21 protein-coding genes and 1 other annotated feature are annotated in these 21349 nt (G+C 48.4%); of the genes, 19 read left to right on the top strand and 2 right to left on the bottom strand.

The annotated features are described in order from the left end of the window. The first annotated feature begins 87 nt into the window (after positions 1-87). The 17 genes from DWZ56_RS01310 to lon all read left to right on the top strand — a co-directional run bounded on the left by DWZ56_RS01310 (position 88) and on the right by lon (position 16762). Positions 88-966 (top strand): carbohydrate ABC transporter permease, encoded by an 879-nt coding sequence (locus DWZ56_RS01310; RefSeq protein WP_158584386.1) that lies wholly within the window; start codon positions 88-90, stop codon positions 964-966. 318 nt (positions 967-1284) lie between these two features. Next, on the top strand, positions 1285-1887 hold the full coding sequence (locus tag DWZ56_RS01305) for a carbohydrate ABC transporter permease (RefSeq protein WP_158584385.1): 603 nt from the start codon (positions 1285-1287) through the stop codon (positions 1885-1887). Between the two features lie 9 nt (positions 1888-1896). Further along, the gene (locus DWZ56_RS01300; protein WP_118554575.1) at positions 1897-2916 is read left to right on the top strand and encodes a LacI family DNA-binding transcriptional regulator; all 1020 of its coding nucleotides are present in this window, start codon (positions 1897-1899) and stop codon (positions 2914-2916) included. 15 nt (positions 2917-2931) lie between these two features. After that, entirely contained in the window at positions 2932-4512 is a 1581-nt protein-coding gene (locus tag DWZ56_RS01295; protein ID WP_118554574.1) for a DUF5597 domain-containing protein, read from the top strand. Positions 4513-5088: 576 nt separating this feature from the next. After that, positions 5089-5253 carry a 50S ribosomal protein L33 gene (gene rpmG / locus DWZ56_RS01290; RefSeq protein ID WP_279220265.1) on the top strand — a complete coding sequence of 55 codons (165 nt, stop codon included), beginning with the start codon at positions 5089-5091 and terminating at the stop codon, positions 5251-5253. 35 nt (positions 5254-5288) lie between these two features. Continuing rightward, positions 5289-5495, top strand: a complete 207-nt coding sequence (gene secE / locus DWZ56_RS01285; protein WP_118554573.1) for a preprotein translocase subunit SecE — start codon at positions 5289-5291, stop codon at positions 5493-5495. Positions 5496-5510: 15 nt separating this feature from the next. Further along, entirely contained in the window at positions 5511-6032 is a 522-nt protein-coding gene (gene nusG, locus DWZ56_RS01280; protein ID WP_118554572.1) for a transcription termination/antitermination protein NusG, read from the top strand. 151 nt (positions 6033-6183) lie between these two features. Next, positions 6184-6609: a 50S ribosomal protein L11 gene (gene rplK, locus DWZ56_RS01275; RefSeq protein ID WP_118554571.1), complete on the top strand. Its 426-nt coding sequence runs from the start codon at positions 6184-6186 to the stop codon at positions 6607-6609. Positions 6610-6714: 105 nt separating this feature from the next. Next, positions 6715-7407 carry a 50S ribosomal protein L1 gene (gene rplA, locus DWZ56_RS01270; protein ID WP_118554570.1) on the top strand — a complete coding sequence of 231 codons (693 nt, stop codon included), beginning with the start codon at positions 6715-6717 and terminating at the stop codon, positions 7405-7407. A 60-nt stretch (positions 7408-7467) separates the two neighbouring features. Next, positions 7468-7608, top strand: a sequence feature (ribosomal protein L10 leader region). 32 nt (positions 7609-7640) lie between these two features. Continuing rightward, positions 7641-8135: a 50S ribosomal protein L10 gene (rplJ, locus tag DWZ56_RS01265; protein WP_118554569.1), complete on the top strand. Its 495-nt coding sequence runs from the start codon at positions 7641-7643 to the stop codon at positions 8133-8135. A 77-nt stretch (positions 8136-8212) separates the two neighbouring features. Further along, positions 8213-8587 (top strand): 50S ribosomal protein L7/L12, encoded by a 375-nt coding sequence (rplL, locus tag DWZ56_RS01260; protein WP_118554568.1) that lies wholly within the window; start codon positions 8213-8215, stop codon positions 8585-8587. 185 nt (positions 8588-8772) lie between these two features. After that, entirely contained in the window at positions 8773-10245 is a 1473-nt protein-coding gene (gene cls / locus DWZ56_RS01255) for a cardiolipin synthase (RefSeq protein ID WP_118554567.1), read from the top strand. A gap of 28 nt (positions 10246-10273) precedes the next feature. Next, the gene (locus DWZ56_RS01250; RefSeq protein ID WP_118554566.1) at positions 10274-10996 is read left to right on the top strand and encodes a lysophospholipid acyltransferase family protein; all 723 of its coding nucleotides are present in this window, start codon (positions 10274-10276) and stop codon (positions 10994-10996) included. 165 nt (positions 10997-11161) lie between these two features. After that, positions 11162-12448 (top strand): trigger factor, encoded by a 1287-nt coding sequence (tig, locus tag DWZ56_RS01245; RefSeq protein WP_118554565.1) that lies wholly within the window; start codon positions 11162-11164, stop codon positions 12446-12448. A gap of 48 nt (positions 12449-12496) precedes the next feature. Continuing rightward, positions 12497-13078 carry an ATP-dependent Clp endopeptidase proteolytic subunit ClpP gene (gene clpP, locus DWZ56_RS01240; RefSeq protein ID WP_118554564.1) on the top strand — a complete coding sequence of 194 codons (582 nt, stop codon included), beginning with the start codon at positions 12497-12499 and terminating at the stop codon, positions 13076-13078. A gap of 10 nt (positions 13079-13088) precedes the next feature. Then, positions 13089-14360, top strand: a complete 1272-nt coding sequence (gene clpX, locus DWZ56_RS01235; protein ID WP_118554563.1) for an ATP-dependent Clp protease ATP-binding subunit ClpX — start codon at positions 13089-13091, stop codon at positions 14358-14360. Between the two features lie 101 nt (positions 14361-14461). Then, positions 14462-16762, top strand: a complete 2301-nt coding sequence (gene lon / locus DWZ56_RS01230; protein ID WP_118554562.1) for an endopeptidase La — start codon at positions 14462-14464, stop codon at positions 16760-16762. Between the two features lie 684 nt (positions 16763-17446). Here the strand turns inward: lon and yihA are convergent. Further along, a complete protein-coding gene (gene yihA, locus DWZ56_RS01225) occupies positions 17447-18043 on the bottom strand; it encodes a ribosome biogenesis GTP-binding protein YihA/YsxC (RefSeq protein ID WP_118554561.1) in 597 nt (198 codons plus the stop codon). A gap of 31 nt (positions 18044-18074) precedes the next feature. Further along, positions 18075-18602, bottom strand: coding sequence for a DUF4364 family protein (locus DWZ56_RS01220; protein WP_118554560.1), 528 nt, complete (start codon positions 18600-18602; stop codon positions 18075-18077). A gap of 672 nt (positions 18603-19274) precedes the next feature. On the opposite strand from DWZ56_RS01220, the gene rho reads away from it, so the two are divergent. Together rho and rpmE are read left to right on the top strand one after the other, a co-directional pair. Continuing rightward, positions 19275-20972: a transcription termination factor Rho gene (gene rho, locus DWZ56_RS01215; RefSeq protein WP_118554559.1), complete on the top strand. Its 1698-nt coding sequence runs from the start codon at positions 19275-19277 to the stop codon at positions 20970-20972. 103 nt (positions 20973-21075) lie between these two features. Beyond that, entirely contained in the window at positions 21076-21282 is a 207-nt protein-coding gene (gene rpmE / locus DWZ56_RS01210) for a 50S ribosomal protein L31 (protein ID WP_118554558.1), read from the top strand. The last annotated feature ends 67 nt before the right edge of the window (positions 21283-21349 follow it).

The following is a 21349-nucleotide window of genomic DNA, read 5'->3' as shown; positions in this document are numbered from 1 at the left end:
TGCGGGTGATACCGGAATTTATCACAGGCAGTTTATTGACCGAGCAGTTATTTTGACTGCATCATGATGATCTTGGGATGGATAAATATGAAATATAAAAGAAAACAGGCTAAATATTTTTATATGTTTATTTCACCGTGGCTGGTGGGCTTTTTTCTGCTGACCTTTATACCGCTGATATATTCTTTATATCTGTCGCTGACGCAATATAACGGGAGTTCGGCTCCGCAGTTTATCGGTTTGCAGAACTATACCGACATACTGTTTCATGACGACCTGTTTAAGAAAAGCCTGATCAATTCCTTTCACTATGCGCTCATAGCGGTGCCGACAAGTCTGACCCTGGCTTTGCTCATCGCGTTTTTGCTGTCAAGGGAATCTAAGGCGAGCAATTTCTTTCAAATCGTTTTTTATTTCCCCTCAATTGCCGCAGGGGCCGCGGTATTTACCGTCGCCAAGTTTTTATTAAAGGGTGAGGGCGGTTTAATCAATTATATTTTATCGGTTTTCGGAATTCAGGGGCCGTACTGGCTGACAGATTCTAAATGGGCCATGAATGCGCTTGCGCTGGTGAATCTGATCTTCTGCGGTTCACAGATGCTGATATTTTTAGCCGGCATTAAACAGATACCCGCTTCCTATTACGAAGCCGCCAAAATTGACGGCGCAGGCAGCATAAAATGTTTCTTTAAGATAACTCTTCCGTTAATCTCCAATGTGTTCGCGTTCAATCTGGTCATGGGGATCATTAACGCCTTCCAGGTATTTGTACAGCCGCTGATTATGACCGGCGGGGGTCCGTTTAAAAAAACTTATATGTACGGAATGTACATTTATGACAGCGGATTTAGTTTCGGCCGGTTCGGATACGCCGCATCGCTTGCATGGATAATGTTTGTTATCATATTGTTCATCAGCATGTTCATATTAAAATCACTGCAGAAGCGCATGAATTACGAAGATTAAGTCTGAAGAAGCATACAGAAGTGTGCGTAGGTCATCAGCCTTCGGCTGGTGACATGAGAAAGGTGGAGTCAGCTGTTTATGTTAAAAAAGAGTAGAAATGTGGCCTGGTTTTTGGTATGTATTGTTTTAGGGACGATCTTTATACTTCCGTTTCTCTGGATTATATCGACATCTTTAATGAGCACGGAGCAAATCGTAAAATATCCGCCGGAATTGTTCCCGTCACCTTTTACACTGCGGTCTTTTGAATATATTTTTAAAAGCGGCAATTTTTTTACATATCTAAAAAATAGTAGTATAATAACAGTATTAAATATTTTGGGTACATTAATAAGTACTACGCTGGTGGCTTACGGGTTTGCCAAATATGAGGCCCCCCTTAAAAGCCTGTGGTTTGCAATACTGATGTCAACCATGATGGTGCCGTATTTTGTAACGATCATACCCCTGTATAATATCTATGCGAAATTAAAGCTCATCAATACGTTTGTACCGCTCGTACTGCCCAATATGCTGGCGGGGAGTGCTTTCAGCATATTCTTGCTGCTTCAGTTCTTTAAGACATTTCCGGCGGAAATAGAGGAAGCCGCGAGGATAGACGGGTGCAGCGAACTGAAGATCTTAAATAATATCGTGCTGCCCAATACCAAAGCGGTTTTATTCGTAGTGGCGATTTTTATGTTTGCATGGACATGGAACGATTATTTCGGGCCGGTTATATTTTTAAATGATCAGAACAAATATACATTGGCCGTAGGCCTGGTATTTTTAAACTCATCCATCAGCGGATACAAAGATGCGCTCGATCAGGGGCCGGTCATGGCCATGGCATTGCTTTCGGTATTGCCGATTATTATACTGTATGCATGCTTCCAGAAATATTTTATTAAAGGCATCGTGGACAGTGGATTGAAAGGATAAGACAGTTTAATGAGCGAGAAAATAACAATTGTTGAAATTGCGAAACTTGCGAATGTTTCAACGGCAACGGTGTCCAGAATCATCAATAATACGGGAAAAGTGAACGATGAAAAGAGAAGGAGGGTGCTGGATCTGATCGAGAAGTACAATTATACTCCGAACCAGATCGCCAAAGCTCTGCAGTCAAGCAAATCCAATACGGTGGGCTTTATTGTCCCTCACATTAACAGTCCCTATTATGCACAGCTGTTTTATGAAACAGAGCTGATTGCTCAAAAAAAGGGCTATACTCTGATGTTATGCAATTCCGAATCAGATAAACGCCTGGAAACCAATATCCTCAATGAGTTCATATCCGCCAATGTCAGGGCGATAGTCTTTATGGGCGGGCGCCTTGACGATGCAGAAAGTGAAAAAAAGTATATCAGTGAAATCGAAAATGTCAATAAAAAGATACCGGTCATATCCTGTGTGGATGTACCCAAATTAAAGTGCATACAGATCTATCAGGAACAGGATAAAAGCAGCAGGCAGCTTCTGGAGCACTTATCCGCTTCCGGTTACAGGGATGTTGCGCTGCTGGGGGGATACTCTAATGTCAGAACCACCATAAAGCGCAGAGAAGAGATTATCGATCATGCTGAGAAGTATGGGATCAGCATACGCAGGGAAATTATCGAAAGCGATTACTCTGTGCAGGGCGGCAATATCGCCATGCAGAGACTGTTAAAAAACGACAGGCTGCCGCAGGCCATTATATGCATCAATGATCTGGTCGCGACAGGGGTATTGAGCGAGGCATATAAAAATAACATGAGCATTCCCAAAGATATTGCGATTGTGGGGTACGATAATCTGGACATATCGAAGTTCATTTATCCGGGTATCACAACAGTCGCGTGCAATTACAAAGAATATTCCAAGGCGATCGTCAATGCGATAGAGAATGTGGAGAATATGAGTTCCAATACCAGGATCGCCATACCGACAGATCTGATTATCAGGGGTACAACCCGGTACCAGTCATGACTTGGGAGGAAAGCTATGAAAAATTTGCCTCGAATCGTTCGAACGGCCGGCGGTTTTTCTTTTCTGATAAATGAAGAGCCTTTTATAATGCTGGCGGCTGAGGCGCATAACTCGGCATGCACCTCACGCCATTATATGCAAAATGTGTGGAAAAGGGCAAAAGAGCTGAACTGCAATACAGTTTTAGCCCCGGTATACTGGGAGCTCATAGAGCCCCAGGAACATCATTTCGAGTTTGATTCAGTTTCACAGCTTTTGTCAGACGCGCGCAGCCACAGCATGAAACTGGTGCTTTTGTGGTTCGGAAGCTGGAAAAACGGGCATTCAACCTATGTCCCGAACTGGATCAAAACGGATTTGGAACGGTTCCCAAGAACGGAAGACGAATCCGGAGTGAAAACAAGAACGCTCAGCATGTTTCGCAGCGATCTTTTAACAGCGGAGCTCAATTCTTTTACAAACTTCATGAAATTTCTGAAAGAATCCGACTTAGACAGTCAGACCGTGATAGCCGTACAGGTCGAAAACGAAGTAGGTATCCTTGGCGCTGCAAGAGATTTTTCGCCCGGCGCCGCCGAAGAATACAGGAAAGATGTTCCCCGGGCATTAATTGAGCATATCGAAAAAGCAGGAACCAGCTTTCTTAGCGAAGCCGCGGACATTTATAAATCCGCCTCCGATAAATCCTGGGCCAATATATTCAGAAGGAACGCGGATGAAGCATTTATGTGCTGGAACTATTCCCTGCATATAAACCGGCTAGTGAAATCCGGCAAAGCGTGCTATGCCCTTTTCATGTTTACGAACGCCTGGCTGAAAGAATCCGACGATGAAAAGCCAGGTGTTTATCCATGCGGCGGCCCGGTGCCGGAGATGCTCGATATCTGGAAGTGCGGAGCGCCCGATCTGGATGCGCTGTCGCCGGATCTCTACACGTTCAGCTTTGAAAAGGCGGCAGGCCTGTATACAAGAAGCGACAACCCGCTTTTCATAGCGGAAACCCGCAGAGATAAATGGGCACCCGCCAATCTTTACGGAGCTGTCGGCACCTATCATGCGCTGTGCTATTCCCCGTTCGGCGCAGAGAGTATCGGAGAGGATAAATCATTCATCACGCAGATCATGCACACAAATCCGGATGACAAGAATGTTTCCAGCAAAACAGTAAAAGAGTACCTGTCCATGAGTTACCGGCTGCTTGGCAACAGTATGCCGCTCATCGCCGGCTGTTATGGATCGGATAAAATGATCGGATTTATACAAAACGACGGCTGCATGACCAAACAGATCCGTCTGGGCAGATACCTCATATCATTAGAGTTCTACCATCCGATCAATGATGTGGACGAATTCATCCCAGGCGCCGGCCTGGCGATTCAACAGAGCGAAAATGAGCTGATCTTTCTAGGCTACGGCTACAGAGCCAACATCGAAACCGCAGACCCAGGCAGGCAATTGGACTTCCTGTCACTGGAAAAGGGTACCTTCGATAAAGACACCGGCTGTATTAGATATATGCACCTAAACGGCGACGAACAACGCATCCAAATGGAAGAAAAGCCAACCATATTAAAAGCGTCATACTATGAGTTTTAACTGTCAAGCAAACTATAAAGCAGCAACCGCCCGACACCCAGCTGAAAATGTCAAATCGAATGCTGCGATTTACAATGGCTTAGTGCTGCCGATAAAGCAGCACATGTCTGGCCGGAGTATGGTCCTCATAGGGATCCCTTGAAGCCCGCCGTTTTTTTCGCTGCGTAGTTTGCAGCATTAGAGCAAACCATAAAGCAGCAACCGCCCGACACCCAGCTGAAAATGTCAAATCGAATGCTGAGATTTACATTAGCTTAGAGTTGCCGGTAAAGCAGCGCATGTGGGGGCAGAGTCTGGTCCTCATAGGGATCCCTTGAAGCCCGCCGGTTCTTTCGCTGCGTAGTTTGCAGCGTTAGAACCGCTGCGCGCTTCACGGAGCGAGAGCGTGTCCCAATGAGGACCAGACTCTGCCCCCACATGCGCGGGAAGTTTACAGCAACCGTAACCGTAACCAAATTTCAATTTGACATTTTCCTCCCCAACCCATTGACTTCCTGCTCGAAATATGGTATAGTGAGCGAGCGTATGGAAGCGAATAGGTCTTTTTTTTTTGACCTAATTTACAAGTGAATGAATATGGAGGTGGAAGTTGTGCGCGTTAAAATCACATTGGCATGTACAGAATGCAAACAGCGTAATTACAACATGACAAAGGAAAAAAAGAACCATCCGGAAAGAATGGAAACCAAGAAGTACTGCAGATTCTGCAAGACTCACACACTGCACAAGGAAACTAAGTAAACAGGCCGTCAAGTCAATTGCAAGGAAGTGAAAAAATGGAAGAAAACGCAAAAAAAGAACGTGCTCCCAAAAAGAACATCTTAAAAAATCTGAATGCAGAGTTCCATAAAATTGTATGGCCTGATCAGAAAGAACTTGTGAAAAACACTACTGCCGTGCTGGCAATAGGAATTGGCTTGGGTATCGTTATTGCATTGCTGGACTTTGTGTTGAAGTCAGGTCTTGGTTTGATCATTAAATAAGGACGGGTGGATTTTATGGCAGAGGCAAATTGGTATGTGGTTCACACTTACTCAGGCTATGAAAATAAAGTCAAAGCCGATTTGGAGAAGACAATCGAAAACAGAAAGCTGCACGACCTGATCCTGGAAGTGGCAGTGCCCCTGGAAGACGTCGTGGAAGTGAAGAACGGAGTCAGAAAAGAAGTTCAGAAGAAGATGTTTCCCGGGTATGTGCTGATTCACATGGTCATGACGGATGATACCTGGTATGTAGTCCGCAATACCCGCGGTGTTACAGGGTTTGTGGGCCCGGGTTCCAAGCCTGTTCCGCTTTCAGAGGCGGAGATGAGGCCTCTGGGTATTCGTGAGAGCGGCAATGTTGTTGTTGATTTCGAAGTGGGAGATACCGTAGCCGTAATATCCGGCGTCTGGAAAGACACGGTTGGCGTCATAAAGGCGATCAATCAGGGGAAACAGAGTGTTACGATCAACGTGGACATGTTCGGCCGTGAGACACCGGTGGAATTAAACTTCACGGAAGTAAAGAAAATGCAGTAAGACTTGTGCCGGTTGTAAGCCGGACGTGGGAGGGAAAGGCGCGTATGCGTGCCGTGAAGCAGTGATTAACTCCCGACAATACCACAACACTTTCAGTGTTGCGCCGTCATGAGTGACGAGCAAAATTGAAAAGATTTAGGAGGTGCCTAAAATGGCAAAAAAAGTACAAGGTTATATCAAATTGCAGATTCCTGCAGGCAAGGCAACACCTGCACCGCCGGTTGGTCCTGCTCTTGGACAGCACGGTGTGAATATCGTGCAGTTCACCAAGGAATTCAATGCCAGGACAGCGGACATGGGTGATGTTGTGATCCCTGTAGTGATTACCGTATATGCTGACAGAAGCTTCAGTTTTATCACAAAGACTCCGCCGGCAGCAGTTCTGCTGAAGAAAGCCTGCAACCTGAAATCCGGATCCGGTGTACCGAATAAGACCAAGGTTGCTACGATCTCCAAGGAAGACTTAAGGAAGATCGCAGAGCAGAAAATGCCTGACTTAAATGCTGCAAGCGTAGAGGCTGCTATGAGCATGGTAGCCGGTACCGCGAGAAGCATGGGCATCACTGTAGCTGAATAACTGCTACGGATAATCAGCAGGAAATACCCGCCATATGTGCGGGAACTGTAATACAAAGAACGTGGGAGGGACATTCCCGCAATTACCACTAGGAGGTTTTTTGAAATGAAAAGAGGAAAAAAATACGCTGAGGCCGCTAAATTAGTTGACCGTTCCGTACTTTATGATGTTGCAGACGCAGTATCCCTTGTTAAGAAGTCCGCAACAGCAAAATTTGATGAAACAATCGAAGCTCATATCAGAACAGGCTGTGATGGCCGTCATGCCGATCAGCAGATCCGTGGTGCGGTAGTACTGCCTCATGGAACCGGTAAGACAGTAAGGGTATTAGTTTTTGCAAAGAATGCAAAGGCTGATGAAGCAACCGCTGCAGGCGCTGACTTCGTAGGCGCAGAGGAACTGATCCCGAAGATCCAGAATGAAGGCTGGCTGGATTTTGACGTTGTAGTTGCTACTCCGGACATGATGGGCGTTGTAGGACGTCTGGGACGTGTACTTGGACCGAAGGGTTTAATGCCTAACCCGAAGGCTGGTACCGTTACCATGGATGTTACAAAGGCGATCCAGGATATCAAGGCTGGTAAGATTGAGTACAGATTGGATAAGACAAATATTATTCACGTGCCAGTTGGTAAGGCTTCCTTCAGTGAGGAGCAGTTAACCGACAACTTCCAGACGCTTATAAATGCTATTCTTAAGGCAAGACCCAGCGCTGTTAAAGGTCAGTTCTTAAAGAGTGTAACACTGGCCTCCACAATGGGACCTGGTGTTAAGATCAATCCTGTTAAATTAGGATAACGAGATAACCGGTTCTGTCAAAACAAAAAAGTGGTTGACAGAACCGGTTTTTTATGATATTTTATATCAAGTATCACGCCGAAGACAGCAGGTGCCTTAGGGCATAAGCATGATAACGCCTGCCGAGGAAGATAAGAGAATCTTAGATAGAGATCCTTATGCCTCTTATGCCTTGCGGTATAGGAGTTTTTTTATATCGGCGGTACTTAATACTATAAGGAGGTGCACCATTCATGGCAAAAGTGGAAAAAAAGCAGCCGATCGTTGCGGAGATCTCCGATCTGTTAGACGGCGCAAAAGCGGCGGTGCTGGTAGACTACAGAGGCCTGACTGTTGAGCAGGATACACAGATGCGTAAGCAGTTAAGAGAAGCCGGGGTAGTTTACAAGGTTTATAAAAACACCATGATCAATTTTGCGGTTAAGGGTACAGAGTTTGAAGCGCTGGTTCCCCATCTGGAAGGACCCACTGCTCTAGCGGTATCCAAAGAAGACGCAACAGCCCCTGCCAGAATCCTGTTTAACTTCTCTAAAACAGCGGATAAACTGGAACTGAAGGCCGGTGTGGTTGACGGAACATACTACGACAACGACGGAATTAAAATTATCGCTACGATCCCCAGCAGAGAAGAACTGCTCGGCAAACTGCTTGGAAGCATTCAGTCACCTATTACAAACCTGGCTCGTGTGCTTAATCAGATCGCAGAAGCAAATTCGGAAGCACACTAATGTGTGCAGGTCATCAGCCTGCGGTTGGTGACAGGAGCAGAATAATCAGATTAAAAAAATAATTGGAGGTAATTGAAATGGCAAAGTTAACAACAGCTGAATTTATTGAAGCTATCAAAGAGTTATCCGTATTAGAGTTAAACGAGTTAGTAAAAGCTTGTGAAGAAGAATTTGGTGTATCCGCAGCAGCGGGTGTTGTAGTTGCAGCAGCAGGCGCTGGCGCAGCAGCAGAAGAAGAGAAGGATTCCTTCGATGTTGAACTGACAGAAGTTGGTCCTAACAAGGTTAAGGTTATCAAAGTTGTTCGTGAGCTGACCGGCTTAGGCTTAAAGGAAGCTAAGGACGCGGTAGACGGAGCTCCTAAGGTTCTGAAAGAGGGCGTTTCCAAGGAAGAGGCAGAGGCTGCTAAGGCTTCTCTTGAAGCAGAAGGTGCAAAGGTTACTCTGAAATAATAGCTGCAAACAATCTGATATCATATCGGAATCACTGTGAATCCGGTATGCGGACTAGGATTACCGCACATAGGGACAGCCGCTGGCTGTCCCTTTTCTGAAGAAAGCATGGGCATGGCAAAGGCGCATGTAAAGTGCGCGCAGGTCACCAACTTAACTGGCCGGTAACATTGAAAGGAGCGCTTATGTGGGATACATTAGGTGATACCCTGATGGAAATCTGGATGTGGATCTGGAACAATCTGGTTTTTATAAATCTCATATTTTCCATAATCATCGTATTTTTTCAAAGAAGAGATCCCAAGGCGGTCTGGACATGGCTACTGGTACTCTATTTCATTCCCATAGTGGGCTTTATCCTTTACCTGGTGATTTGTCAGGATATGTATAAGAGCCACATGTTTAAGGTTAAGGAAGTGGAGGACGGCCTCAATTCCACCATCAGCATGCAGGAAGAGGTGCTCAAGACAAAAGCACACGATAAAGACGATTTCATCTATTCGGAATTCGCAGATCTGGCCCTATACAATCTGGAAGTGGAGGGCGCCATACTTACTGACACCAATGAACTGGAGATATTTACGGACGGTGTGGATAAATTTAACGACCTGATATCCGAGATGAAAAATGCCACTGACTATATCCATATGCAGTACTACATTATCCGCAATGACGAGCTGTTTGATGAAATACGGAAAGTGCTGATAGAAAAAGCGAGGCAGGGAGTGGAGGTCAGAATTCTCTACGACGCTATGGGCTGCCGCATGTTCCCCGGCAAGCTTTTAAAGGAGCTTAGGGCCGCCGGTATTGAGATCACCGCATTCTTTCCCGCCTCACTGAAATGGTTCCATCTCCGCTTGAATTACCGCAACCACCGCAAGATTGTTGTAATTGATGGAAAGGTAGCCTATGTGGGCGGATTTAATGTGGGTAGGGAGTATATCTCTAAGGATCCCAAGTTCGGATACTGGCGGGACACCCACCTTAAGGTCTGGGGAGACGCGGTGATGGCGCTGCAGATGAGATTTGCTCTGGATTGGAATTTCGCCACCAGAAAGAATCTTTTTACAGACAGCCGGTATTTCACCTATAACGGGGAGCGTAAAGGCTGCCGCCGCATGCAGATCATCGCCAGCGGGCCGGATGCCAAGACAGAAAACATTCGTGATACTTACCTGCGTATGATGCATAAGGCCAAAAAAAATATTTATATCCAGACGCCGTATTTTATACCGGATGAATCCATACTGTCGGCGTTAACCATCGCGGCTAAATCCGGTGTGGATGTGCGGCTGATGATCCCATGTAAGCCGGACCATCCGTTTGTTTACTGGGCAACCTACTCCTATATGGGCGACCTTCTGGAGGCGGGGGCCAGATGTTTTACCTATCAGAACGGCTTTATTCATGCCAAGGGCGTTATGGTGGACGGGGCGGTCAGCAGCTACGGGACCGCCAACATGGATATCCGAAGCTTTCAGCTGAATTTCGAAGTGAATGCTGTGATCTACGATGAAGAGGCCACCGGCATGCTGGAGGAGATTTTCCTGGAAGACATTAAAAAATGCAAGGAGATTACCGGAAAAACATATGCGGGAAGGCCGCTGATCATCCGCCTTAAGGAACAGGTCTGCAGGCTGCTTTCGCCGCTTATGTAACGGGTGATATTCGGAAGGCGGTGCTGAAATGAAAAGAATCTGTCTCATGGTGCTTAGAAATATACTATTTGCGCCCATCTGGTTTTTCAAGATCTGGTATTACGGCAGATCGGATAAATATACGGAGGAACAGAGATTTGCGCTGCTGAAACATGTGACCGTCCATGCTAATAAAGGCGGACGTGTTAAGATAGAGGTTCACGGCCTGGAAAATCTTCCTAAAGAGAACGGATATATCCTGTTCCCAAATCATCAGGGGCTGTTTGATGTGTTGGCATTTTTAGAGGCCAATCCCGATCCGTTTACCGTAGTGATGAAAAAGGAAGTGCAGAACGTCGTGCTGATCAAACAGGTGCGCATCATAATGCGGGCTCAGGCCATCGACCGGGAAGACCCCAGAAACGCCATGAAAGTGATCAGGCAGATGGCGGAAGAGGTGAAGCAGGGAAGAAACTATCTGATTTTCAGCGAAGGCACCAGAACGAAGAATCCGAACCGTACCCAGGAATTTAAAGGCGGCAGCTTTAAGAGCGCCTATTATGCAAAATGCCCCATCGTGCCGGCGGTGCTCATCGACAGCTATAAGGCGTTTGACGTGAGTTCTATAAAGCCTTTGACCGTGCAGCTGCATTATCTTGCCCCGCTGTATTATGACGATTACAAAGATATGAAAACCAACGAGGTGGCTGCCCTTGTGAAGCAGAGGATCGATGCGGTGATTTCCGAAAACGAGTACTTGCCTATAAAATGAAAAAGAATCCCGCTCGCGGGAGTATTTTCTATTGAACAAAAAACAGTTGGCATAACCGCCGGTGTTATGGTATAATGATATACTGCCAATGCTAAAAATTGGCTATACAAAAAGTGAATTCAGGAATAATATTATTAATGCGAATAAATAAGGAGGATACACGCGATGAGTGTAAAAGTAGAGACATTAGAAAAGAATATGGCAAAGCTTACGATTGAGGTACCCGCTGCCGAGGTGGAGAAGGCTATGCAGGGAGTTTATTTAAGAACAAAGAATAGATTCAATATTCCCGGTTTCAGAAAAGGTAAAGCTCCCCGTAAAATGATCGAGCAGATGTACGGCAAGGGTATCTTCCTGGAAGACGCTGTCAATGACCTGCTTCCTGAAAGCTATGAAAACGCTGCAAAGGAAAGCGGCCTGGAAATCGTATCCCAGCCGGAACTGGGCTTTGATCAGGTGGATCCTGACAAAGATCTGATCTATACGGCTACGGTTGCTGTGAAGCCGGAAGTGACTCTCGGACAGTATAAGGGAATCGAAGTGCCTAAAAACACCGTGATTGTGACCGAAGACGACATCATGGATGAGATCAGGAAAGAGCAGGAGAAGAACGGTGTGATGACCACCGTGGAAGACCGCGCAGTGCAGGATAAAGATGAAACCACCATTGACTTCGAGGGCTTCGTGGACGGCGTTGCGTTTGAAGGCGGCAAGGGTACGGACTATAAGCTGGTGATCGGTTCCGGCGCGTTTATACCCGGATTTGAAGAGCAGCTGATCGGTGCCGAGATCGGCAAGGAGACAGAAGTAAACGTAACTTTCCCGGAGGACTACCAGGCGGAAGAATTAAAGGGCAAGGCGGCTGTATTTAAGGTAACCGTAAAAGGCATCAAAGTAAAAGAACTGCCGGAAATTGACGATGAGTTCGCAAGTGAAGTTTCTGAATTCGATACTCTGGAAGCATACAAAGCCGATGTTGAGAAGAACATCCGCGAGCGCAAAGAGAAAGAAGCTAAGACAGAGAAAGAAAACGCCGTAGTGGATAAGGCGATTGAGAACGCGTCCATGGAGATTCCGGATGCGATGGTGGATTCCCAGGCTAAGACCATGGTCAATGATTTCGCTCAGAGAATGCAGCAGCAGGGACTGACTATGGAGATGTATATGCAGTATACAGGCCAGACAGAGAGCTCCATGTTAGAGCAGATGAAGCCTCAGGCACTCAAGCGCATCCAGACCAGACTGGTTCTGGAAGCAGTGGCGGCCGTGGAGAACATCGAAGCTGCGGAAGAAGATCTGGAGAAGGAAATTGAAAATATGGCCGCCATGTACCAGATGGAGGCAGACAAGCTGAAAGACCTCATGGGTGAGGAAGAAAAGAACTCGATGAAGAAGGATATCGCCGTACAGAAGGCGGTGGATTTCCTTGTTGCACAGGCAGCAGAGGTTTGATGGGCTCTACACCCATCTTAATTGCAGGATCAGAGAGGAGGAGCCACTATGGCTATTATACCTAATGTGATCGAAACCGTCAGAGGCGGTGAAAGATTCTATGATATTTATTCCCGTTTGCTTCGGGACAGGATTATATTTTTAGGTGAAGAGGTGACGGATGTATCCGCCAGCATTGTAGTAGCGCAGATGCTGTTTCTGGAGTCGGAAGATCCCGGAAAGGATATTTCCCTGTACATCAACAGCCCCGGAGGTTCCGTAACGGCCGGCATGGCTATTTACGACACGATGAATTATATCAAATGCGACGTATCCACAATCTGCATGGGTATGGCAGCCAGCATGGGAGCATTTTTGCTGGCGGGCGGCACCAAGGGCAAGCGGTTTGCGCTTCCAAATGCGGAGATCATGATTCATCAGCCTTCAGGCGGCGCTCAGGGCCAGGCCACCGAGATTCAGATCGTGGCCGATATGATCATCAAGACCAGAAAGAAATTAAACCAGATCCTCGCCGACAGAACAGGACAGCCATTGGAGGTAATTGAGAGGGATACCGAGAGGGATAATTACATGAGCGCGGAAGAAGCCAAAGCTTATGGCCTGATCGATGAAGTGATTGTAAGCCGGTAGGAGGATAACAATGGCGAATAGATTTGACAATCAGTACAGGTGCTCGTTCTGCGGAAAGACCCAGGATCAGGTGAAAAAACTGATCGCGGGTTCCAAGGATACCTATATCTGTGATGAGTGCGTGGAGCTCTGCGCAGAGCTCTTAGAAGAAGAGTTTGATGAGAATGACGCTTCTGGCAGCGCACTGGAAGGCATTAACCTGCTTAAGCCGAAGGAAATCAAGAAATTTCTTGATGAATATGTGATCGGCCAGGATGAGGCCAAAAAAGTACTGTCGGTAGCGGTATATAATCATTACAAAAGAATCAAATACGGCGTGGACCCGGATGTGGAGATACAGAAGAGCAATATCCTGATGCTGGGACCCACCGGCTGCGGCAAGACCTTTCTGGCGCAGACGCTGGCCAGGCTGCTGAATGTGCCTTTTGCCATTGCGGATGCGACAGCTCTGACAGAGGCGGGATATGTGGGCGAGGATGTGGAGAACATTCTGCTCAAGATCATTCAGTCCGCTGATTATGACATAGAGAAGGCCGAATACGGCATTGTATACATCGATGAGATCGATAAGATCACAAAGAAATCCGAGAACGTTTCCATCACCAGGGATGTATCAGGCGAAGGCGTACAGCAGGCACTGTTAAAGATCCTGGAAGGAACGATCGCCAGCGTACCGCCGCAGGGCGGAAGAAAGCATCCCCATCAGGAGATGTATCAGATCGATACTACCAACATCCTGTTTATCTGTGGGGGAGCCTTTGACGGGTTGGAGAGGATCATCGAAAACCGGCTGGGGGCCAATTCCATCGGGTTCAATGCCGAGGTGCATGAGAAGGTCGGCGATAACGTGGATGTGATGCTGAAAAAATGCATGCCGCAGGATCTTGTGAAATACGGCTTGATCCCGGAGTTTGTGGGCCGTCTGCCGGTTTCCGTATCCTTAAATTATCTGGATAAGGACGCCTTGGTGCGCATACTCACCGAACCTAAGAATGCTCTGATCAAGCAGTATCAGAAGCTGTTCGAGATCGACGGCATTGAGCTGGAATTTGACAGGGATGCGCTGGAGGTGATCGCGGAGAAATCAGTGGAACGCAAGACTGGCGCCAGGGGTCTCCGGGCGATTCTGGAGCATACTATGACGAATATGATGTATGAGCTTCCTTCCGATGATACCGTAGGCAGATGCAGGGTAACCAGAGCTATGGTGGAAGAGGAGGACGGTGAGCCGGAGCTGACCTACCGCACAGAAGAGGTTCAGGTTAAAAAGAAGTTTGCATAACTTTACCTAATAGCTGATAAATGAGGATAGTACCCTGTAACCGGAGAATCCCCTTTATCAGCTATTTTCGCAAAAAGATAAGATGAAAAGTGGAGGATACAATGGAAAAACCAGTAATAGCACTTCGCGGGCTTTCAGTCCTTCCCAATATGTCGGCGCATTTTGACGTCAGCAGGGACAAATCCGCTGCGGCGCTTGACAAGGCCATGGAATCGGACCAGATGGTATTTCTGGTCACACAGCGGGATCCGGAGCTGGAAGAGCCGGAGCAGGAGGACCTGTTCAGATTCGGAGTAACTGCCCGTATAAAGCAGGTGCTCAAGATGCCCAGCAGCCTGACCAGAGTGACTGTGGAGGGATTGACCAGAGGTAAACTGATGACACTGGATACATCTGGGGATTATCTGGTTGGCGAGGTGGAAGATTCACCTTTGGGCGATATAGCAGGGGAACTGGATCCTCTGACCCAGGAAGGATTTGTGCGAATCATAGGGGACCGGCTGAAGGTATTTGGCATGGAAGTTATGCCGGTGGGCAAACAGATTGTGCCCAGGCTTTTAAAGATAAAGGAGCTGGATGTCCTTCTCTATCAGATTGGGATCTCACTGCCGCTGGAGTATGAAGCAAGACAGTCCATACTGGATGCGGAGTCCTATCTGGAGCTGTTTGCCTATGAGGAGAAACTGATCAGCCATGAGACGGATATCGCCAGGATTAAGAAGGAATTCCAGATCAAGGTCAGGGACCGGATCGACAAAAATCAGAAGGAATACATCCTGCGGGAACAGATGAAAGTCATCCGCGAGGAACTTGGCGAAGAGAATACGGGATCAGAGGCCGACGACTACATAAAGCAGTGCGACGCGCTGACAGCTTCCGACGAGATAAAGGAAAGAATCCGCAAGGAGATCGCGCGTTTCCGCACCACCCCTTTAGGACAGGAAAGCGCGGTTATGCGCACATATATCGAAACGCTGCTGGAACTGCCCTGGGACAGGCAGTCCGAAGAAAATATTGATATCAAGCATGCGAGGGAGATACTGGATGCGGACCACTACGGCCTGGAAAAGGTGAAGGAGAGAATTCTGGAACATCTAGCCGTGCGCAGGCTGACGGATAAAGGGGAGGCTCCGATTCTGTGTCTGGTTGGCCCGCCGGGAACCGGTAAGACTTCTATCGCCAGGTCGGTTGCCAGAGCGCTGGGCCGTAATTATGTGCGGATCTGCCTGGGCGGAGTGCGGGACGAGGCGGAGATCCGCGGTCACCGCAGGACCTATGTGGGCGCCATGCCCGGCCGCATTGCGGCAGGGCTGAAACAGGCCGGCGTCGCTAATCCTCTGATGCTGCTGGACGAGATCGATAAGGTAAGCAGCGATTACAAAGGGGACACGGCTTCCGCACTGCTGGAGGTGCTGGATTCGGAACAGAACAACAAATTCCGGGATCATTATGTGGAACTGCCGCTGGATCTGTCGGAGGTGCTGTTCATCGCCACGGCCAACACGACGGAAACCATTGCGCGGCCGTTGTTAGACCGCATGGAGATTATCGAAGTCAACAGCTATACGGTAAACGAGAAATTTCATATTGCGGAAAATTATCTGATTTCAAAGCAGATGAAAAAGAATGGGCTGCTTCCTGCCCAGCTGTCCATCAGCAAAAAGGCCCTGCAGAAGATCATCTTAAACTATACCAGAGAAGCGGGCGTGCGCAATCTGGAAAGAAGAATCGGTGATATCTGCCGCAAAGCAGCCAAGGAGATACTGGAGGAGAACAAGTCCTCGGTGCGCGTCACAGAAAACAGTCTGGAGAAATACCTGGGCATAGAAAGGGTCAGCTTTGACATGGCCAATGAAACCGACGAGGTGGGGATTGTGCGCGGGCTGGCATGGACCAGCGTGGGCGGTGACACCCTGCAGATTGAGGTCAACGTCATGCCGGGCAGCGGCAAGATCCAGCTGACCGGACAGATGGGGGATGTGATGAAGGAGTCCGCCCAGACCGCCATCAGCTACATCCGTTCCATCGGGCCTGATTTTCAGATCGAAGAGGACTTTTTCGATAAACATGATATCCATATCCACATACCGGAAGGCGCTGTGCCCAAGGACGGCCCGTCAGCCGGCATCACCATGGCCACGGCCATACTGTCTGCTGTGATAGACCGCAAGGTAAAGGCGGACCTGGCTATGACCGGAGAAGTGACGCTGCGCGGACGCGTATTGCCCATCGGAGGGCTGAAGGAGAAGCTGCTGGCCGCTAAGATGGCGAACATCCATCATGTGCTGGTGCCGGAGAAAAACCGGCCGGATGTGGCCGAGCTGTCCGCGGAGATCACCAGAGGATTGGATATCGCCTATGTCAGCGCGATGGATGAGGTGATTCAGCAGGCGCTGGTGTAGGGGGCGGGCCGCCGGAGGCGTCCGCCAATGTGGGGCCGCGAAGAGGTCCGCCAGGGCTTAGCGGGGAGGACGGAAGGGGGACGGAGGGCGCCGCTGCCAGGGGCTGTCTGCATACTTTGCGGGCTTCGGTGTTAAGAGTATCTAAGCTTTCCTGATTTTATGCAGGACAATGGGAAATGAACCAAACTCGCTTCGCTCAAACAAGGTTCATTTCCCATTTGCATAAAATCAGGACAACTAAGATACTCTAAACGCCTGCAGATGCAAAGTATACAGACAGCCCCTGGCAGCGGCGCCCTCCGTCCCCCCTTCTGTCCTCCCCGCTAAGCCCTGGCTGCGAGATCGCCGGCCCTCAAAACAGAGTATGCGCGAGATCGCCAGCCCTCAAAACGGAGTACATGTGTGAACGCCGGCCCGCAAAACCGAAGTACTTGCGAGATTATCTGCCCTCAATAGAGCTTCAAGAAATGAAAAAGGATAATAGGTAGTATCTTCCAAATAAATGAAAAAGAATCCCGCTCGCGGGATTCTCCGCCTGCAGCGGGTCGCTTTAGCGACATAATACCTTCCACGCAGTGCGATCCTTGCGGAGCATTTTTGTTCAATAGGCCGTTTTTCCTATTGAATAAAAATGCCCGTGTCAGGCGCAGATTTGGCCGGACATGGGCGTGGGATTCGGAATTTTTATAAATCGGTGCCGGAGAGTAATTGGTCGATGCGGGCGTATATGTCGTCTCTGCCCTGTTTGGTTTCGGCGGAGAAAGGGATGACCGTGGTGCCGGCGTCTAAATCTAAGGCTGTGCGGATCAGCTTTACCTGCTTGGAAAGCTGGCTGCGGTTGATCTTGTCCGCCTTAGTGGCGATGATGAGCGGGTGAAAGCCGTTGTATACGATCCAGTCATACATATCCCGGTCATTGGCGGAGGGCTCGTGGCGGATGTCGATCAGGAGAAAGACACATTTGAGCTGTGCGGAGGTATGGAGATAGTTCTCAATCATCTTCCCCCACTTGGCTTTAGTCTCCTGGGATACCTTGGCGTAGCCGTAGCCGGGCAGGTCCACGAAATAGAGTTCGCCGTTTATGTTGTAGTAATTGATGGTCTGAGTTTTGCCGGGCTGGGCGGAGATCCTGGCATAGGATTTGCGGTTCATCAGCGCGTTGATCAGTGACGATTTCCCTACGTTTGACTTGCCCGCGAATGCGAATTCGGGCATTGTATTTTGGGGGAGAGTGCTGGTGATTCCACATACGGTTTCCAGATTGACGGATTTTATGATCATGGGTTAACCTCTTCTTTGCTATAGTTATAGTTTAATCTTTTTCTTTCATCAGCTCCTGCATTACATAGGAGTAGATGGCCTGAGTGGAATCGTGCCAGCGGCTGCACATGGCCTCGGCCTGTTCCTGGGTGGGGACGGAGAGGTTCAGTTCAAACAGAGACTTCTTTCCTTCACGGATCTCACAGTGTACGGTAAAATCCTGGCTGGTGTTCTTATAGTAATCCGCTACGACTCCTACTTCGTTTCTTAAGCGTATCTTATTTTCCTGAAGGAAACGGTCCATATCCTCCACGATGGCTTCGGAGATCTTTTTTCCGAAAAAAGTCAGCGTATCTTCACCTTCCCGCGTGATTTCATAACGGGTGCTGTTCCGCGTGGTTTCCACCCGGATCAGAGTGGATTCCAAAAGCTCGGAGAGGGCTTGCTGCAAAGTGAAATACGTGGTATACTCATTATCCAGAAAGAATTCGGATATCTGCGAATTGGACAGGGGAAATTTCACCTGTTTCAGCATATAGAGGATCATCAGTTTGTATAGAGTTAAAGGTTCTGACAGCATTTATCCACCTGCTTTCCGGTAAAAAAGTACGGACACTCTTTATCATATCAATTTTAAGTGGCGAAATCAAGTAAAGAACTGCACAGATATTTGACAAAGTGGAATTCTTCCTGTAATATAAGTATGATACAACACAGCGCGTTATATAACTGAAAACAGAATCGTTTACATGTTACTTGTTCTTTAACAAAAACCGGTATCCTCCGCTAAAGATGAGGCCATATGCATCTGATAAGATGTGGGGGTGCTCTGTGAGATTACCGAGTGCGGAATGAAACAATGGGAAATTCTACGTGTAAAACGTCTTAAGGCCGCTGCGCCTACAAATCCATAACCTAAGAAAAGCATATAATTAACTAGCATTTTATTATGTTCAGCCAAACAGCATACTAGACAGCCAGACAGCGGGATATAGCCGGCATTGAAGCCAAACAGCCGGTGCGGGTAAACGATACTCAGTTATATGGATAAATGTGGTAATAAGCAGCTATGCGGATAGATAAATTGCCAGGAATAAGATGAACGGCAGCGGTGGGCTAAGGAAATCGGTCTCACATTGAGATGAGGTTGGGCCATGTATTAATATAAGATGTGGACATACTCCGTGAGATTGCCGGGCGTGGGATGAAGCAATGGCAGATAAACGCGATCATAAGCATGAAGGAGAGTATTATGCGGGAAAAACTGGAAGCTCTGCCTTTGACGGAGCTAAGAGAAATTGCAAAGTCAAGAGGATTGAAGAGGATCTCTACAGCGAAAAAAGCGGATCTCATTGAGAGCCTGCTGGCGCTGGCAGAAGAGGAGAAGAAACAAATTCAGACGGAACATACGGATATGGTGAAAGAAAACGGCGGTCTGCAAACCGAAACAGGGACGGACAGCGCGCCCCAGGAGCGTCAGGAGAGCAGGCCCAGGAACAACCGGCAGGGACAGGGAGAAAACCGCCAGAACACCAGAAGCCAGAATACTGCTGGGAGCAGAAGCATACGGACACTTCCGCCCGCAGGACGGAGGGCGGATGCCCCCAGAACAGAGAATCCGGACGCCAGGGTGAGCCTGAATGGAAATGACGGACAGGAGGCCAGGGAAAGCGCAGAAGATACCGCAAGAACAGATGCTTCCTATGCCGGAGGGGCCGACCGAACCGATGGTAAGAGTTCCGAACGACAGGAGAACCGATACGACGGACGCGGACAAAGGATGACAAGGCCCGGCGGCATGAGCAATGAGGAGCTGCAGTCCCTTGACAGCGGCGTGCCGGCGGAAGGGATCCTCGAGGTAATGCCGGATGGATTCGGCTTTATCCGAAGCGCCAATTACCTGCCCGGCGAGAACGACGTCTATGTAAGCCCTTCCCAGATCCGCCGGTTTAATTTAAAGACCGGAGATATTGTGCTGGGCTCCAAGAGGATTAAGACCGGACAGGAGAAGTTCGCGGCGCTGCTGTATGTGAACAAGGTCAACGGCCTGCCGGCCTATATGGCAGAGCGGAGGCCCAATTTTGAAGATCTGACCCCCATATTCCCCAACGTGAGGCTCCATATGGAAACGCCCGGGGGCAAGCCTTCCATGCGCATCGTGGATATCCTGTCGCCCATCGGCAAGGGGCAGAGAGGCATGATCGTATCCCCGCCCAAGGCAGGTAAAACCACGCTCCTCAAGCAGATCGCCAAGGCGATCACCGTAAACCACAGGGAGATGCACCTGATTATCCTGCTGATCGATGAGCGGCCTGAGGAAGTGACCGATATTAAGGAATCCATTGAAGGGCCTAACGTGGAAGTGATCTATTCCACCTTTGACGAGCTGCCGGAACACCATAAGAGGGTGTCGGAGATGGTGCTGGAGCGCGCGAAGCGTCTGGTGGAGCATGGGAAGGATGTGACGATCCTGTTAGACAGCATCACCCGTCTGGCAAGGGCGTATAACCTGACTGTTGCGCCCAGCGGCCGCACGCTTTCAGGCGGTCTGGACCCGGCGGCGCTGCATATGCCCAAGAGGTTTTTTGGCGCGGCCAGAAACATGCGGGAGGGCGGCAGCCTGACGATTCTCGCCACAGCGCTGGTGGATACCGGTTCCAGGATGGACGATGTGGTGTTTGAGGAGTTTAAAGGCACCGGCAATATGGAACTCGTGCTGGACCGCAAGCTGTCCGAGAAGAGGATTTTCCCCGCCATCGATATACTCAAATCCGGCACCAGGAGGGATGATCTGCTGCTGTCTCCTGAAGAGAGAGAGGCTGTGGATATCATCCGAAAAGCCACCACGGATATGAGATCTGAGGAAATTGTGGAGCGCGTTCTGGATCTTTTTGCCCGCACCAGGAACAACCGCGAATTTGTAGAAATGGTGAAAAAAATGAGGTTTTAAAGGAAAAACAGCTTGCAATAGCATATGGGCTGTGATACAATTAATAGGCTGTTTTAGTTAGAGATGGTTGGAAACCATCAACTATGATGAAGAGGTGAATATTATGAGAGAAGGAATCCATCCTGAGTACCATCAGGCAAAGGTTGTCTGCAACTGCGGCAATGAATTCGTAACAGGATCTACAAAGAAAGATATCCACGTAGAAATCTGCTCCAAGTGCCATCCGTTCTACACCGGACAGCAGAAAGCTGCTGCTGCACGCGGACGTATCGATAAGTTTAACCGTAAGTATGGCGTAAAAGCTGAATAGTTTCAAAAAAGATATGGTTGAGGTTTGGTTTTTAAGCCTCAACCTATTTTTAGATTGCGGAGGATTA

It is taken from the genome of Lachnotalea sp. AF33-28 (genome assembly GCF_003477885.1).
Lineage (GTDB): Bacteria > Bacillota > Clostridia > Lachnospirales > Lachnospiraceae > AF33-28.
The sequence above is the reverse complement of the archived record's forward strand: the minus strand, read 5'-3'. Positions and strand labels throughout refer to the sequence as shown.